Below are 15,456 nucleotides of genomic sequence, written 5' to 3'. Positions count from 1 at the left end.
CCCTGCATCAGGGTCAGCAGCATGCGCGCGAGGGCGAGCGGATCGCGGTCCTCCGGAAGCGGGGCCCGGGCCGGGGGGGGGGCCGGCGGCGCGTGGAGGCCCGGGTGCGTGTTGTCCCCCCCGCCCGCCACCCCCCCGGGGTCCCCCCCGGCACCCCGGGGCTTTTTCTGCCGCCCGGCAACACCCACGACGCAGTACGCGGACCACCTCCCCCGCGCGGGCCGCCGTCTCAGCTCTGGGCTCGCTGCAGCGCGTCGTCGTGACGGCGCAGCCGGACGCTGACCGCGCCGACGGTGATCAGCGCGGTGCCTACGACCGAGAGAGGCACGGAGATCACCAGGGCGGCCAACGGTTTGGGCCAGTCCCGGTCGGACGCGCACTGCAGCGCACTCTCATGCGCGTAACCGGAATCCTCGAAGTAGACGTCCCTGCGTTCGGAGTTGGCCGGCGCCGAGCAGTCCACCGCGTTGTAGGTGGAGTCGTACGGTGTGAACACCTGCCATGCGGCATAGACCCAGAACAGGGAGGCGCAGACCAGCACCCCGATCCCCCAGTTCCGAAGCCGCTCCGCCCGCAGCAGGAAGTTCTGTTCGACCGCCAGTGGGTGCACCTGCGTCTCCTCGTGTGGGCCTTGAGCCGGCATGAGCTGCCCTGGGACTCTACGGATCACGGTTCGGATTCACCCAGCGGGTGGCTCACGTGGCTCACCCGCCCAACTGAGCTGCCTTGACTGCGCGTTGGGCCATGACGTCCTCACAGCGCTCTTCCATCTGCCGCAGGGCGTCCTTGCGGTCGCGTTTGGGGAGCCGGTCGAGATAGGTGTGGCCGATGAGGTGGTCGGTCTCGTGCTGAAGGCACCGGGCGAAGTAGCCCGTCCCCTCGATGGCGACCGGGTTGCCGTCCTTGTCGAAACCTCGGGCCACGGCATGGTCGGTGCGGGCGACCTCCTTGGTGGCACCCGGCACGGACAGGCAGCCTTCGTAGTCGTCGATGAGTCGGCGGCTCCCGGGATCGGGCAGGTCCAGAACCGGATTGACGATGTGACCCACGTGCCGGATCCCGTCGTCGTCCGGGCAGTCGTACACGAACACCCGCAGATCGACGCCGACTTGATTGGCTGCAAGGCCTGCGCCGTCGGCCACATGCATCGTCAGGAACATGTCGTCGATGAGTGCCGACAACTCGGCCGAGCCGAACTCCGTCACTTCCTGGCACGGGCGGCTCAGGACGTCCTCACCGACCACCGTGACCCGGCGCACCGAACCCCGGTGCGCCTCCGGCGGCAGCGCCGGATAGGAGTCGACGGGACGCCCCTGAACTCGCACTCGCCGGTCGATGGGACGGGACCGCTCGTGACCAACAGGCATGACGCCTCCCCCTCGTTCAAGAACTTGCGATGTGCTTTGCAAAGTAGCAGACTTTGCAAAGTGACCGAAGAAGACCTCAACACCCCGCCCGACCACAGCCGTTCCAGCGACGGACTGCGCCAGCACGAGGTCCGCACCGCCCTGCTGAACCTGCTCGCGGAGGTCGGCACCGTCACGGCGACCGAAGCCGCCGTCCGACTGGGCTACAGCTCCGGGCTCTGCTCCTTCCACCTGCGCCAGCTCGCACGCCACGGGCACGTCGAAGAGGCTCCCCACAGCGGGGGCCGGGCAAGGCCCTGGCGATTGCGGCAGCACGGCCCCGACAGCGCTGCGTCCACGGACGAATTCAGCGACTTGGCCCGGGGGTTGGAAGACGAAAGCTGGAGTCGATGGCTCGCCCAACGTGACCAGGCGCCGCCCGACTGGCGCCGCCACGACGAGGCCTTCAGCGCCGTCGCCTACCTGACACCCGAGGAGATGAGCCGGGTCGCGGACGTCATCCGGCGGACACTCGCCCCCTACCAGGACCGCGAGCAACGCCCCCTGGCCCGGCCCGCCGGCGCCCACCCCGTCGCCCTCATCACCCGGCTGTTCCCCCTGCTCCCCGATCCGACGGGCGAGGCGAAGAACGACTGACCGAAGAACGGTCCCGCCTCCGTCGCCGCAGGGGCGCCGTGGCCCAGACCACCAGGCCGACGAGAGACACGATCACCGCCCCTCCGATCACGGTGGGGATGCTCGCCACGACGAGGAAGCTGAGCAGCAGCTCTCCCCACGTCGGTTCCTCGCCCATCGTGCTGCCGCTCTGTGCCATGCCCTGCACGACGAGCGCGCAGACCCGTTGGTTCCGCCGTGTCCTGGAGGCGCCCCCTCGTGCGCCGTTAAGGTTTGTAGTGGCGTGCTTACGCTGTGCGAGTCCGGCCGAAGCGCGGACGGCGGACGGCGGACGATGGTCACGGGGATGCCAATGGGATTCGGCTCTGGGCAGCGGCGCGGCGGGCAACTCCCCGTAGAGCCCACCAGTTTCGTTGGGCGTACGCGGAACTCGCCCTGGTGCGCGACGCGTTCGACGAGGCTCGTCTCGTCACGCTCGTGGGGCCCGGCGGCGTGGGCAAGAGCTGTACCGCGCTGCGCGGGGCCGGTGCTCTCCGGGAGCGGTTCCCCGACGGTGTGTGGCTGGTGGAGCTCTCCGCGCTGGGCGATGCGGAGCTGTCCCGGACACGCTCGCCTCGGTGCTCGAACTGCCGGAGCAATCCGGCATGAGCACGCTCGGCGCGGTCGTCGCCCATCTGCACGGGCATCGGGGACGGCGATCCTGGAGGCCGTGCGGGCGGACGCCGATGTTCCGCCGGCGGGGCGTCTGCCCGGTGCGCGGAACGGCGGCGGGGGCGGCGAACTCACCCCGCGCGAGCGGGAGGTCGCCGCACTCGTGGCGCAGGGCTTTTCGAACCGCGAGGTCGCCGAACGGCTCGTCATCTCCAAGCGGACGGCCCACACTCACGTCGAGCACATCCTCACCAAGGTCGACGTCACCTCACGTACGGAGATCGCGGCGGCGCTGCAGCGGTGACCACGCCCCCGCCGTACTGCGTACCTACGTCTGCCGCGCGGCCGCGCGTGTCACCTACGCATCCGTATCCTGCCCGCATGCCGATTCCGGGGCGGCGAATCGGCCGGACACTGTGTCTGCCGCCTGGCACGGGACGGGCTCTCATGGCTGTCGCGCCACGGACATGCCTGTGCCGCCACTCCCCCTCGGCGGCGCGGGAGGGTTCGGCTGCCCTCGTCCTCGTCGGCGGGGCAGCCGCACCCTGTCTACGGTGTGGCTGCCGAGCGGCGAGGGCGCGGCACGAGTTCGCCGCCGCAGTTGGGGCACGTGTTCTGCATGGCGTCGCTGCAGGGCACGCAGAACGTGCACTCGTACGAGCAGATCCGGGCGGACGCCTCCTGCGGCAGCGCCGCGTCGGCACATCGTTCGCAGCGGCCGCGCATCTCCAAAGCCATGGTTCTCCTGGCGGGTTCGGGGTTTCGTCGCCCGGTCAGCGGCGCCGGACGACGCCCATTCTCCGTGGAAGGATCTGGGCCTGAAAGCATCGACCGGGACAGCTTCCACCGGATCCGGGCCACCGCCGGGACACCTCTGCGCTCCCCTGGTGCGTACGTATGCCTCCCCGCCGTACGTATGCGAGTACCCCCTCAGGGCGGGCCGTCGCCCAGGGCTTCGGCGATGAGCAGGGCGACGTCGTCGCGGCTGTCGGCGTCGGGGAGGGTGGCAAGAAGCTGGTCGCAGGTGGCCTCCAGGGGTAGTTGAGGGCCCGAGAGGAGGTCCAGGATGGCGTTCATGCGTGTGTCGAGGGGTTGGGTGCGGGTTTCCACCAGGCCGTCGGTGTACAGCACCAGGCGGGTGCCGGGCGGCAGGTCGATGCGGGTGGTGGTGAAGTCCACGCCCTCGGCGGCGCCCAACGGGGCGCCGGTGGGCAGGTCGAGGAGGGCGGGCGGCCTGCCGGCGTGGTGGACCGCGGGCGGCAGGTGGCCGGCCAGGGCGATGCGGCACTGCTGGGCGCGGGGCTCGCACAGGGCGTAGACGCAGGTGGCGATCGTCTCCTCCAGTTCGCGGGTGAGCAGGTCCAGGTGGTGCAGGATCTCGGCGGGGTCGAGGCCGAGGCGGGCCAAGGTGCGGGTGGCGGTGCGGAGTTGGCCCATGGTCGCGGCGGCGGTGAGGCCGGATCCCATGACGTCGCCCACGACCAGGGCCGTGGCGTCACCGGCGAGGGGAATGACGTCGAACCAGTCGCCGCCCGCGTGTCCCGCGGATCCGGCGGGCCGGTAGCGGCAGGCCACGCGCAGACCCGGCGGGTCGGGCGGGGTCTCGGGCAGCAGGTGGCGCTGCAGGGTGGTGACGGCCTGGAGCTGGGTGCGGTACAGGCGGGCGTTGTCGATGCAGACGGCCGCGCGGGCGGCGAGTTCCTCGGCGAGCACGATGTCGTCGGCGTTGAAGGGCAGCGGGTTGCGGGCGCGTTTGAGGTCGAGCGCGCCGAGGACTTCGCCGCGGGCGATGAGCGGCACGGCCAGGTAGGAGTGGACGCCGGCGCGGGCGAGCACGGCGGCGGCCTCGTCGTCGCGGGCGATGTGCCGGAGGTGGTCGGGGCGGACGTGGGCGACGTGGACGGTGCGTCCGGTGGTGACGCACCGGGTGACAAGGCGGTCGGATTCGTAGCGGGTGATCTCGCCGGGCGGGTCGGCGGCGTCGGCGGCGCGGGTGGGGTAGGCGGCCTTGACGGCCAGGGCGCGGAAGACGGCGGGCTCGGTGGTTGCGGTGCGGTGCGGGGGTTGCTCGGCCAGGGCCGAGTCCAGGACGTCGACCGCGGCGATGTCCGCGAGATCGGGGACCACGGCGTCGGCGAGTTCGCGGGCGGTCTGGTCCAGGTCGAGCGTGGTGCCTATCCGCGCCGATGCCTGTGCGATCAGGGCCAGGCGCTTGCGGGCCTGGGTGCTGTGCAGATCCGCACGGTACTGCTCGGTGACGTCGATGACCGTCATGGTGACGCCGATGACCTGGCCCACGGAGTCCTCCAGGCGGAAGTACGACAACCGCCATGCCCGGCGCCCCTCCACACCCACGTGCGCACGCTCGGTGACGGAGCGGTCGAGCAGCGGGGTGCCGCTTTCCAGGACCTGACGCAGCGCGGTCTCGATGGCGCCGCGCTCCCCGAAGGGCAGTTCCTCGACGGCGCTGCGGCCCAGGCACCACTGGGCGGGCCGGCCGATGATCTGCTCGAGCGCCGGGTTGACCAGGACGTAGCGCAGGTCGGTGTCCACCACCGCCACCCCGGTCGGTGACTGCGTCACCAGCTTCCCGGACAGCGCCAGGTGCCGCTCGACCCCGCGTACGACGGATTCCTCGGCGGCGATCCCCAGCGCGTACCCGAAACCGTCCTGATCGAGCAGCCGCATGTTGCGAAACTCCACGAGCCGCGTTTTCCCGTCCCGGTGATGGACGGGAAAAACCCCTGCCCAGCTCCCGCCGTCGGTCATGACCTTGGAGAACAGATCCAGGGCGACATCGGCGTGCTCCTCGGAGACCAGGAGCGTGGCCGCGTACTGGCCGAGTGCCTCCTCGGCGGTCCAGCCGAACAGCGTCTCGGCCTGCGGGCTCCACAGGGTGATCCGCCCCTTGGCGTCGAGCACCACGGCGGCCACGCCCAGCATGTCGAGGAGGCCGCCCGGCGCGGACGGGGTGGGCGGGGTGAGCGGGTCGGGCCAGGGCCTGGCCTGGAAGGCGTCAGACGCGTTCATGGCAGGTTCTCCCTTCCCCGTGCCCGGCCGCGGACGGGCTCCGACGCCTTGACCCCACCCCGGCGGGAGGAGCTTCGGGCGGATCGGACCGCTTCCATCGTCCCCCGGATCGGGCCAGCCGGCCCATTCGGTGCGGCAGGTCACTCGCCTCGGCCCATGGTGCACTCATGCCCCGTCCCGCATGCGGGCACCCCGATGGCACTCGGTGTCACGCGACGTGCGGCCGACGCGGTCATCGGGCCGGTGCCGGTGCCGGTGCCGGTGCCGGTGCCGGTGCCGGTGCCGGTGCCGGTGCCGGTGCCGGTGCCGGTGCCGGTGCCGGTGCCACCAGGGTCCACTCGCCGACGTCGTCGGAGAACCCGCTGTTCATGGCGGACTGGACCTGTACGGGCCTGGCGGCGTCCGGCAGCTCGAAGGTGATGAAGCCACGGGCGGTGTCACCGGGCGAGATCGAGACCGACGCGGAGAAGGCAGGACCGGCGCTGGTCTTGGCGAACAGGGCAGCGGCGAAGTGCTGACCGTCCGCGTCGACAAGGACGGCTCCGTTGACCGGGCTGTCCTTGTACGGTGCCTCGCCGGTGTTCTTGAGCTGGAACTGGACGGCGACGGGGGCGGCGGCCGCCGCGACTGCCGAAGGAGCGGTCGTCTGCACGCTCACACCACCGGCCGCGATGAAAGCGCACGCCCCCAGCAGCGCTGCGGATACGCGGCGCATCGCTCCTCCTCGAGTCCGAAAGTATCGGCTCCCCGAGTTCTCGAGTTCTGCTCGGTACTCACCACGATCCTCCCTTCCCCCACGTTCGCCAACCGCCCGGCGAACGGCACGCCCGCATTCCCGTACACACCGGCCGCTCGCCCCTGCGACACGAGCCACGCCCCCGGCGCGCACCGGCCCTGCACACGCCGGAATACACGGCCCCGACAGTAAGTTGGGCCGACATGACAGAGACACCTTTCGACCCGCACGCACTGCTCGCCCAAAGCAACCTCGGCGTGCTCGCGACGCTCAAATCCGACGGCCGCCCGCAGCTCTCTCCGATCATGCCGTCGTACGACCGCGCCGCCGGAGTCATCCGCGTGTCGACGACGCAGCGCACCGCCAAGGTCGCCAACCTGCGCCGGGATCCCCGTGCCGCACTGGAAGTGACCAGTCCGGACGGCCGGGCCTGGGCCACCGCCGAAGGCACGGTCACCCTCACCGGGCCGGGCACCGACCCCGATGGTCCCGAGGTCCAGGCGCTGGTGGACTATTACCGCAGCGCCGCCGGCGAGCACCCGGACTGGGACGAGTACCGCGCCGTCATGGTGTCCGACCGCAGAGTGCTGATCACGCTGACGGTCGAGAACGTGTACGGCACCAGCCTCCGCTGACGGCCGGCTGCCCCTTGGACACGTACGGAGCGGCCTGGCCGTACCAGCCGCTCCGTCATCCAACTCAGCGTCGCCGTTACGACGTTCGGGTGGCTCGGCGGCGCGGCTGCAACCGGACCGCCGCCCCACCGCCTCCTCACCGGCACACGCACTCCCGCCCGACGTGAGGAAGCTGCCATGACCGCACCCGCCACCGACGCCATCCTGCCGACCGTGAACTGGGACGCCGAGGCCGACTTCCTGCTGCCTCCGCCCGACCCGACGCAGCGCCTGGACACGTCCCCGCATCCCCAGTCCGTGCTGACCGCCCGTGACCGGCACCGGCTGAACCTGCACGCCACGCTCACCGCCGCCGGGATCCCTCCGCACCCCGATGACACCAAGGCCATCGACGCGCTCAGCACCCTCGACGACACGGTTGCCCTCGCGGTCCGCCGCTGGCTCACCGCCGGCTCCTCGGCCCCGCTCACCTGAGCCGCGCGACCACCGAACACCTGAGCCGCGCGATGATCGCCGTCGCCCGGCAGCCGGGCGAAAGGCCGCGCGTGCTCGGCAGCGCCGCCATCAATCGCCTCGGCTCCTGAGAGATACGTAGCGGCGTGCCGACGGCGGTCGGGTTCCCGATTGTGCTTCGGTTCCGCCATGTCGGAGCAGTCGCAGGAGCAGGAGCAGCACGAGGACCAGCACGAGGACCGGCAGATCGCACGGGCCCGCGCCGTCGACAGCAAAGGAGGGCCCGGGCACACCCTGTTGCTGGCACTGGCGCTCGCGCTGCCCTGTGTGAAGGTGACGTACACGGTGGGCGGCGGGGCGAACGCGCGCGGCGTCTTCGTCGGCATGGAACCCGCCAACTGGCCCGACGTGGTGCTCGGGATGCTCCTCACCGAGCCGGCGCTCGGCGCGGTGTTCGGGATCGTCGCTTCGCGGGTCGTGTTCGCGCTCTTCGCGGCGCGCGGCGCCGTGCCCAAGGGACAGAGCTGGGCGGACACCGCGCGGCGGATCGCGTTGACGGTCGTCAACCCGTTCGCCGTGGGCCTCATCGCCGCCTGCTTCTACGGGCCTTGGTGGGGCCTGGCCACCGGCTTGATCGCCTTCGCGCTGCGCGAGGGCGTCGTCGTGGAGTACCGCACGGGCCGCCGCGGCAAGCGGCACCACGACTCCAGCTATCGGCCGGGCGGCTGGCTGCGCGGCGTGGCGGGCACCGAGCAGTGGATCGCCGCCGCACTGACCGTCGTCGTCCTGCCGCTGCTCGCGTTCAATGTCGCGCTCGACGGCAAGGCGTGGACCTCGGTGCTCGAATGCCAGGTGCAGAACGGTACGGAGACTTCGACGCAGCGCCTGATCGAACTGGGCCGCAAGGGTAACGGCGTCGTCGGCTGGAACCTGGACACCGAGGAAGTGTCCAACGGGGCGGGCTGCGAGGACACGGAGAGCCTGCGGGTGCGGGAGGCTTGGTGGGAGTGAGCGGGGCCGAGAGGAACCGGCGACTCTCACCCTGGACCGGAGGTTGAGCGTTCACTCGATGAGCCCACATCTCGATGAGCTCAGTCCTCCGTGACCCCACTTTCTGACCGGTCCCGCCCGCCGCGATGAGTTTGCGCGGTCCGGGCAGTCTCATCACCGTCAACCAACACAGGAGGAAGCACGTGCCACAGCTGTTGCGGGTCCAGAACTTCAATGTCTCGAGCGATGGGTTCGGTGCCGGTGAGGGCCAGAGCCTCGAGAGGCCGTTCGGGCATGCCGATCCCGGGACCATGTTCTCCTGGGCCGGCGCCACGGCGAGCTGGCCCATGCGCACCGACCCCGGAGGCAGCCGCGGCCTCGACGACTACCTCACCCGAGACTACGCGCGCAACATCGGTGCCGAGATCATGGGCCGCAACAAGTTCGGTCCCCAGCGCGGGCCCTGGGAGAACTACGACTGGCGCGGCTGGTGGGGTGACGAACCGCCCTTCCACACCCCGGTGTTCGTCATGACCCACCACCCGCGTCCCTCCTTCACGCTCTCCGACACCACGTTCCACTTCGTCGACGACGACCCGGCCACGGTCCTCGACAAGGCGCTGGAGGCGGCGCAGGGCAAGGACGTCCGGCTCGGCGGCGGGGCCACCACCATCCGGGAGTTCCTCGACGCCGACCTCGTCGACACCCTGCATGTGGCGGTCTCGCCGCTGAAGCTCGGATCCGGGGCGCGGCTCTGGGAGTCCCCCGATGAGCTCCTCGACCGGTTCCACCTCGACGTCGTGCCGAGCCCGAGCGGCGCCGTGACGCACCACCTGTTCTGGCGAAAGTGACGTCTCACAGCGAGAGTGGGCCGGCGCGAGGGTGCGCTGGGCGCTAGTCCAGCCATACTCCGTCGCGCATGATGACCCTGCCGCGCAGTTCCGACTCATCCCGCCACGCGCGCACGGTCTTCGGGACCACATGCACGTACAGAAACGTGGCTTCCTCCGCGCGAGGGTCCCAGCCGAACTTGCCGACGAACGCGTCCGCCGCATTCGTCGGCACGTCCCGGTCAAGGAAGCTCTCCGCCTCGCCCTGCAGCAGCACCACGTCGACGGTGTCGGGGAGCGACAGACGGACGCGGGGCTCCTTGCGTACGTTGCGTGCGGTCACGGAGGACTCGCCGGTGCACATCCATATGCCTTGTCCGTCCCACAAGAACCACAGGGGTAGTTGGTGCGGGCCGTGCTCCGGGTGGGACGTCGCCAGCCAGATGTCCCGCTCCGACTCGAGCCGTGCCAGGGTGTCGCGCTTGCGCTCCGACACATTGCGTCGTGTGGTTTCCGTGGTCTGCATGGATGGTGACCTTAGCCAGCAGCCGCGTCGTACGCATGGGGCAGGGGTCCTACGGCCGGCGACCGATCCGCTGCTCAGCCCATCGTCCCGGCCGCGGGGCAACTCGGCTGCAGGGGGCGGCAGCTGGGGGCAGCTACTCGGTGTCCGGCTCGGGGTCCCAGTCGAGGAGCCGTACCTTCGCCACCGTGCGGACATGCCTGCGCATCGCCGCCGCCGCCTTCTTGGGCTGCCGGGCCTCGATCGCCTCAAGGATCGCCAGGTGCTGGGCGTGTGACCGCGGGGGGCGGCCGGGCTGGCGCAGCGATTCGTTGCGGCTCTCGGCGATCTGGTCGGTGATGGAGCGCATGAACTCGGCGAGGATGCTGCTGTGCGCCGCCGCGGTGACCGCCGCGTGGAAGAGGCGGTCGCCCTCCACGCCGTGCGCGCCGTCCTCGATCTCGGTGGCCATCCGGGCCAGGGCCGAGCGGATGGCCGCCAGGTCCTCGTCGGTGCGGCGCTCGGCGGCCAGTTCGGCGAGCTTGGTCTCCAGGGCCTCGCGCGCGTCCAGTACGTCGGGGAGCCTGCGGCGGCGTTCGACGAGTTGCTCGACCGGCTCGACGTCGAGGGTGTCGCGGACCAGGTAGGTGCCGCCGCCGTGCCGGGCCTCGACCAGGCCCTGGACTTCCAGTACGACGATGGCCTGCTTCACGGAGGCGCGGCTGACGCCGAGCCTGGCCGCCAGGTCGCGCTCGGGCGGGAGGCGGTCGCCCGCTCCCAGACCGCCGTCGGCGACGTAGTTGCGCAGGCTGTCGAGGACCTGCTCGTACAGGCGCGGCTTGGCCGCCACCGGGCGCAGCGCGTCGGTCATGCCCGTCCCCCTTGCCCGCTCTTGCGCGGTGTTGGTCCCCTGCCGCGGCAGCGTAACACCGGGGGCGGCCGGCTCACCGGGTCTGTGGATAAGTGGCCGAGTGGATAAGTGGCTGAGCCAATTCATGTCGCGTCTCTTGACGCTCTCCAGGGACAACACCCAATGTGGTTCAGCCACTTGGCCACTCGGCCACTTGGCCACTCGGCCGCTAGCCCACTCGGCCGCTAGCCCACTTGACCGCTCAACCAATTCACCACTCAGCCGCTTGACCACCAACCCGCTTGGCCACCCGGCCACTCGACCACTTAGCCACTCGATCACATGGCCGCATAGCCACTCCACCACTCGCCGCCCCAGCCACTCATCCATCGCCAGACCTCGACAGGGGACCCAAGGACGGGAGCCCGCATGTCCGCCGAACTGATTTCGATCCTCGTGCTCGCCGTGGTGTTCGTGATCGCCACCACCCGCTCCATCAACATGGGCGCGCTCGCCTTCGCCGCCGCGTTCGGCGTCGGCGAACTCGTCGCGGACCTCGACGCCGACAAGATCTTCGCCGGTTTCCCCGGCGATCTCTTCGTCGTACTCGTCGGCGTGACATACCTGTTCGCGATCGCACGGTCCAACGGCACCACCGACTGGCTGGTGCACGCCTCCATCCGGCTCGTGCGCGGGCGTGTGGTGCTGATCCCGTGGGTGATGTTCGTGCTGACCGGTGCGCTCACCGCGATCGGCGCGGTCAGTCCCGCCGCCGTCGCCATCGTGGCGCCGATCGCCCTGAGCTTCGCCGCGCGGTACGCGATCAGCCCGCTGCTGATGGGCGCGATGGTGGTGCACGGCGCGCAGGGCGGCGGTTTCTCCCCGATCAGCATCTACGGGACGATCGTCAACGGCATCGTCGAGCGCGAGAACCTCCCCGGCAGCGAGATCACCCTGTTCCTCGCCTCACTGGTCGTCAACATCGTGATCGCCGGTGTGGTGTTCGTGCTGTTCGGAGGGCTGAAGCTGGCCAAGGCCAATGCGCTCGCCGGCGGCTCAGGAACAGCAGCGGAAGGCCCCGATGACGCCGACGACACCCACGCCACCACCGACGCTGCGGCCGCCCGTCTCACCCCCGCCCGCATCGCCACCCTCACCGCCCTCGTCGCCCTGGTCGTCGCCGTACTCGCCTTCGACCTGGATGCCGGGCTGACGTCCATCACCCTTGCCGTCCTCCTCGCCGCCTGCTGGCCCGAGGACAGCCGCAACGCCGTCAGCCAGATCGCCTGGTCGACGGTCCTGCTGATCTGCGGGGTCCTTACGTATGTCGGCGTCCTGGACCAGATGGGCACGATCGACTGGGCGGGCGAGGGCGTCAGCGACATCGGCGTCCCGCTGCTGTCCGCCGTACTCCTGTGCTACATCGGCGCGCTGGTCTCCGCGTTCGCCTCTTCCGTCGGCATCATGGGGGCGCTGATTCCGCTGGCCGTGCCGTTCCTGGCGCAGGGCGAGATCGGGGCGGTCGGCATGGTGGCCGCGCTCGCGGTGTCGGCGACGGTGGTGGACGTCAGCCCGTTCTCGACCAACGGCGCGCTGGTGCTCGCCGCGGCACCGGGCGTCGACCGGGAGCGTTTCTTCCGGCAGTTGATGGTGTACGGAGGAATCGTGGTGGCCGTGGTGCCCGCTGTGGTGTGGCTCGCCCTGGTGGTGCCCGACTGGGGGTGACGCGGCCGCGCCATCCGGACCGACGCACAGCTGACCAACGGCTTATGACCAACGGTTTACGACCGACGGCTTATGACCAACGGTTTACGACCGACGGCTTACGACCGACGGTTTACGGTCGGCTGACGAACAACATAAGGAGTACGACGCGTGTCCCCTCTCTTCCCGGCCTTGACGGCGGCACTGGCGGAACCGGACGGCGCCGACGCGCACCGGCCCGCCCTGCGCTTCGGCGACGGTTCCCTGACGTATGGCGAGCTCGCGGCCACGGCTGCACCGCTCGCCGCGCGCGTCGCGGGCGCGGGGCGGGTCGCCGTGTGGGCCACCCCCACCCTGGAGACCGCCGTCGCCGTGGTCGCCGCGCTCCTTGCGGGCGTCCCCGCCGTGCCGCTCAACCCGAAGTCGGGCGAGAGCGAGCTGGGGCACATCGTGGGGGACAGCGCGCCGACACTGATCCTCGCGGCCGGAGGCGATCAACTGCCCTCTCCGCTGGACGCGTTGGAGCGCGTCGACGTCGACGTGAACGCCACGGAAGCGGGGCGCCCCTCCCCCGCCGGCCTCGCGGAACGCGGCGCCGAAGACCCCGCCCTGGTCGTCTACACCTCCGGCACCACGGGCCCGCCGAAGGGTGCCGTGATTCCGCGGCGGGCCGTCGCCGCCACGCTGGACGCCCTCGCGGACGCCTGGCAGTGGACCGGCGACGACGTACTCGTCCACGCTCTTCCGCTCTTCCACGTGCACGGCCTGATCCTGGGGATCCTCGGCCCGTTGCGCCGCGGTGGATCCGTACGGCATCTCGGCAGGTTCGAAACGGCAGGCGTGGCACAGGAGTTGAGCGGGGGCGCCACGATGCTGTTCGGGGTGCCGACGATGTACCACCGGATCGCGGAGGCGCTGCCCGACGAGGCCGCGCTGGCCAAGGCACTTGCGCGGGCGCGGCTGCTCGTGTCGGGGTCGGCGGCCCTGCCCGTGCACGACCACGAGCGGATCGCGGCGGCGACGGGGCGGCGCGTCATCGAGCGGTACGGGATGACCGAGACGCTGATGAACACGAGCGTGCGCGCGGACGGCGAGCCACGCGCGGGCGCGGTCGGGGTGCCGCTGCCGGGTGTCGAACTGCGTCTCACGGAGGAGGACGGAGTGACGGCCGTCGCCGCCCGGGACGGCGAGACCGTCGGCGAGATCCAGGTGCGCGGCCCCAACCTCTTCACCGAGTACCTCAACCGGCCCGACGCGACGGCGGCGGCGTTCACCGAGGACGGCTGGTTCCGCACCGGCGACATGGCGGTGCGTGACCCCGACGGCTACGTACGCATCGTCGGCCGCAAGGCCACCGACCTCATCAAGAGCGGCGGCTACAAAATCGGGGCGGGCGAGATCGAGAACGCGCTCCTGGAACACCCCGGTGTGCGGGAGGCCGCGGTCACCGGTGAACCGGACGCCGACCTCGGCGAGCGGATCGTGGCGTGGATCGTGCCCGCCGATCCCCAAGCCCCGCCGTCGGCCGATGAGTTGGCCGACCATGTGGCTCGCAGCCTGGCCCCTCACAAGCGGCCCCGGGTCGTGCACTACCTCGACGCCCTGCCCCGCAACGACATGGGCAAGATCATGAAGCGGGCGCTGGCCCATGACTGACGACCGACGACCGGCGACCGAGGACGGGCGCCCCAAAGCTGGCGGCGTCCGGCGGCGCACGGCGCGCGAGGCCATCGGCCTCGTCACGGACGACTTCACCGAACTGCCCGCCCCGGCAGGCGAGTACAGGACGGACGGCCCCCTGTCCTGGCAGGGCTACGACGCCTCGCGCGCGCGTGCGGCCGACCGCACCGGCGAGGAGGAGTCGGTCGTCTGCGGCACGGCGACCGTCGGCGGGATCACCGCCGTGCTGATCTCCTTCGAATTCGGCTTCCTGGGCGGGTCGTTGGGCGAGCGCACGGGTGATCGCCTGGAGGCGGCGTACACGTACGCGCGTGAGGCCCGCGTCCCGCTCGTCTCACTCGTCGCGACGGGCGGCAGCCGCGTCCAGGAGGGCATGCGCGCGCTGGTCCAACTCCAGCGCGTCGCAGGGCAGTCCGCGCGCACCAGACAGGCCGGACTGCCCCAGGTCGCCGTCCTCCTCGACCCGACCACGGGAGGCGGCTGGGCCACCCTGGGGGCGGGCGCCGACGTGATCCTGGCGCTGCCGGGCGCCGAGGTGGGTTTCGCCGGTTCACGCGTACGGCCGCCCGACGCGGACCCGGCCGCCTACACGGCGGAGGCGCAGCTGGCGGCGGGTGCGATCGACGCGGTGGTTCCGTCGCAGGAGCTGGCACGGGCACTCGGACGTTGGCTGCACCTGCTGAGCCACCCGTCGACCGAGCCGGCCCCGCCTCCCCCCGCCCTGGGCGTCACCGAGCTCCCGGCCACCGGATGGGACGCCGTACGCAACGCCAGATCCCCCCAACGCCCGCACGCCGCAGCCTACTTGGACGCCTACTTCACACACCGCGCGGCGATCAGCGGGGACCGGTGCGGCGGCACCGACGAGGGCATGCTGTGCGGATTCGGCGAGCGCCCGGACGCCACCGGCCGCACGCACACGGTCGCCTACGCGGCCCAGACCGGCACCCCCACCCGCCCCGCCGGCTACCGCACCGCCGCACGGCTGATCCGCCTCGCGGACCGGCTGCGCATCCCCGTACTGACGCTGGTGGACACCCCCGGAGCCGCCAACGACGCGGCGGCGGAAGGCCACGGAGCGGGCGCGGCCATCGCGGAATTGTTCGGCGCAGTGGCCGCCGCCGACACCCCGATCACCACCTTGCTGATCGGCGAGGGCGGCTCGGGCGGCGCACTGGCACTCGCCGCCCCCACCAACACCTGGGCAACACCGGACAGCTACTTCTCGGTCATCGCCCCGGAAGCAGCGGCGGCCATCCTCAAACGACCACAGGACGAGGTGCGCGCCACGGCAGACCAACTGCGCATCCGCCCACAGGACTTGGTGGACCTCGGCGTCGTACGCGGCATCGTGGACACGAAAGACCCCTCCTAACGGGCTGACCCGCGATTGATCTCGGGGTGTGTCGGCCT

General features: G+C 71.2%; 17 protein-coding genes. 10 read left to right on the top strand and 7 right to left on the bottom strand.

All coding sequences use genetic code 11. The features are described from left to right. Positions 1-229: 229 nt before the first annotated feature. Both ACFWY6_RS16395 and def read right to left on the bottom strand, forming a co-directional pair. On the bottom strand, positions 230-610 hold the full coding sequence (locus ACFWY6_RS16395) for a hypothetical protein (RefSeq protein ID WP_384690244.1): 381 nt from the start codon (positions 608-610) through the stop codon (positions 230-232). A gap of 94 nt (positions 611-704) precedes the next feature. Next, positions 705-1,367 (bottom strand): peptide deformylase, encoded by a 663-nt coding sequence (def, locus tag ACFWY6_RS16390; RefSeq protein WP_384690242.1) that lies wholly within the window; start codon positions 1,365-1,367, stop codon positions 705-707. Positions 1,368-1,427: 60 nt separating this feature from the next. Between def and ACFWY6_RS16385 the strand changes: the two genes are divergently transcribed. From ACFWY6_RS16385 to ACFWY6_RS16375, 3 genes are all read left to right on the top strand, one after another. Further along, a complete protein-coding gene (locus ACFWY6_RS16385; protein WP_384690239.1) occupies positions 1,428-2,003 on the top strand; it encodes an ArsR family transcriptional regulator in 576 nt (191 codons plus the stop codon). 417 nt (positions 2,004-2,420) lie between these two features. Continuing rightward, positions 2,421-2,630 carry a hypothetical protein gene (locus ACFWY6_RS16380; protein ID WP_384690237.1) on the top strand — a complete coding sequence of 70 codons (210 nt, stop codon included), beginning with the start codon at positions 2,421-2,423 and terminating at the stop codon, positions 2,628-2,630. 61 nt (positions 2,631-2,691) lie between these two features. Then, positions 2,692-2,937, top strand: a complete 246-nt coding sequence (locus ACFWY6_RS16375) for a response regulator transcription factor (RefSeq protein WP_384690234.1) — start codon at positions 2,692-2,694, stop codon at positions 2,935-2,937. Between the two features lie 245 nt (positions 2,938-3,182). Here the strand turns inward: ACFWY6_RS16375 and ACFWY6_RS16370 are convergent, their stop codons facing one another. The 3 genes from ACFWY6_RS16370 to ACFWY6_RS16360 all read right to left on the bottom strand — a co-directional run bounded on the left by ACFWY6_RS16370 (position 3,183) and on the right by ACFWY6_RS16360 (position 6,378). After that, entirely contained in the window at positions 3,183-3,371 is a 189-nt protein-coding gene (locus tag ACFWY6_RS16370; protein WP_384690232.1) for a DUF1272 domain-containing protein, read from the bottom strand. A 192-nt stretch (positions 3,372-3,563) separates the two neighbouring features. Further along, positions 3,564-5,663, bottom strand: coding sequence for a SpoIIE family protein phosphatase (locus ACFWY6_RS16365; protein WP_384690229.1), 2,100 nt, complete (start codon positions 5,661-5,663; stop codon positions 3,564-3,566). Between the two features lie 232 nt (positions 5,664-5,895). Then, a complete protein-coding gene (locus ACFWY6_RS16360) occupies positions 5,896-6,378 on the bottom strand; it encodes a DUF4352 domain-containing protein (protein WP_384690226.1) in 483 nt (160 codons plus the stop codon). A 224-nt stretch (positions 6,379-6,602) separates the two neighbouring features. Here ACFWY6_RS16360 and ACFWY6_RS16355 point away from each other — a divergent pair, with 224 nt between their 5' ends. The 4 genes from ACFWY6_RS16355 to ACFWY6_RS16340 all read left to right on the top strand — a co-directional run bounded on the left by ACFWY6_RS16355 (position 6,603) and on the right by ACFWY6_RS16340 (position 9,328). Further along, complete coding sequence (locus tag ACFWY6_RS16355; protein ID WP_384690223.1) at positions 6,603-7,034, top strand: PPOX class F420-dependent oxidoreductase; 432 nt, start codon at positions 6,603-6,605, stop codon at positions 7,032-7,034. A gap of 177 nt (positions 7,035-7,211) precedes the next feature. Next, on the top strand, positions 7,212-7,508 hold the full coding sequence (locus tag ACFWY6_RS16350) for a hypothetical protein (protein ID WP_384690220.1): 297 nt from the start codon (positions 7,212-7,214) through the stop codon (positions 7,506-7,508). A 168-nt stretch (positions 7,509-7,676) separates the two neighbouring features. Beyond that, complete coding sequence (locus ACFWY6_RS16345) at positions 7,677-8,498, top strand: hypothetical protein (RefSeq protein WP_384690217.1); 822 nt, start codon at positions 7,677-7,679, stop codon at positions 8,496-8,498. 182 nt (positions 8,499-8,680) lie between these two features. Continuing rightward, positions 8,681-9,328: a dihydrofolate reductase family protein gene (locus tag ACFWY6_RS16340; protein WP_384690214.1), complete on the top strand. Its 648-nt coding sequence runs from the start codon at positions 8,681-8,683 to the stop codon at positions 9,326-9,328. A 43-nt stretch (positions 9,329-9,371) separates the two neighbouring features. Here the strand turns inward: ACFWY6_RS16340 and ACFWY6_RS16335 are convergent, their stop codons facing one another. Further along, on the bottom strand, positions 9,372-9,833 hold the full coding sequence (locus tag ACFWY6_RS16335) for a pyridoxamine 5'-phosphate oxidase family protein (protein ID WP_384690212.1): 462 nt from the start codon (positions 9,831-9,833) through the stop codon (positions 9,372-9,374). A gap of 133 nt (positions 9,834-9,966) precedes the next feature. Continuing rightward, complete coding sequence (locus tag ACFWY6_RS16330) at positions 9,967-10,680, bottom strand: FadR/GntR family transcriptional regulator (RefSeq protein ID WP_384690209.1); 714 nt, start codon at positions 10,678-10,680, stop codon at positions 9,967-9,969. A gap of 408 nt (positions 10,681-11,088) precedes the next feature. Here ACFWY6_RS16330 and ACFWY6_RS16325 point away from each other — a divergent pair, with 408 nt between their 5' ends. The 3 genes from ACFWY6_RS16325 (at position 11,089) to ACFWY6_RS16315 (ending at position 15,418) form a co-directional block, all read left to right on the top strand. Next, positions 11,089-12,384, top strand: a complete 1,296-nt coding sequence (locus ACFWY6_RS16325; protein WP_384690207.1) for an SLC13 family permease — start codon at positions 11,089-11,091, stop codon at positions 12,382-12,384. A 150-nt stretch (positions 12,385-12,534) separates the two neighbouring features. Next, positions 12,535-14,019 (top strand): acyl-CoA synthetase, encoded by a 1,485-nt coding sequence (locus tag ACFWY6_RS16320; RefSeq protein WP_384690204.1) that lies wholly within the window; start codon positions 12,535-12,537, stop codon positions 14,017-14,019. Next, the gene (locus tag ACFWY6_RS16315) at positions 14,012-15,418 is read left to right on the top strand and encodes a carboxyl transferase domain-containing protein (RefSeq protein ID WP_384690201.1); all 1,407 of its coding nucleotides are present in this window, start codon (positions 14,012-14,014) and stop codon (positions 15,416-15,418) included. The genes ACFWY6_RS16320 and ACFWY6_RS16315 overlap by 8 nt, the downstream gene beginning before the upstream one ends. The last annotated feature ends 38 nt before the right edge of the window (positions 15,419-15,456 follow it).

It is taken from the genome of Streptomyces sp. NPDC059037, from assembly GCF_042740015.1.
Lineage (GTDB): Bacteria > Actinomycetota > Actinomycetes > Streptomycetales > Streptomycetaceae > Streptomyces.
The sequence above is the reverse complement of the archived record's forward strand: the minus strand, read 5'-3'. Positions and strand labels throughout refer to the sequence as shown.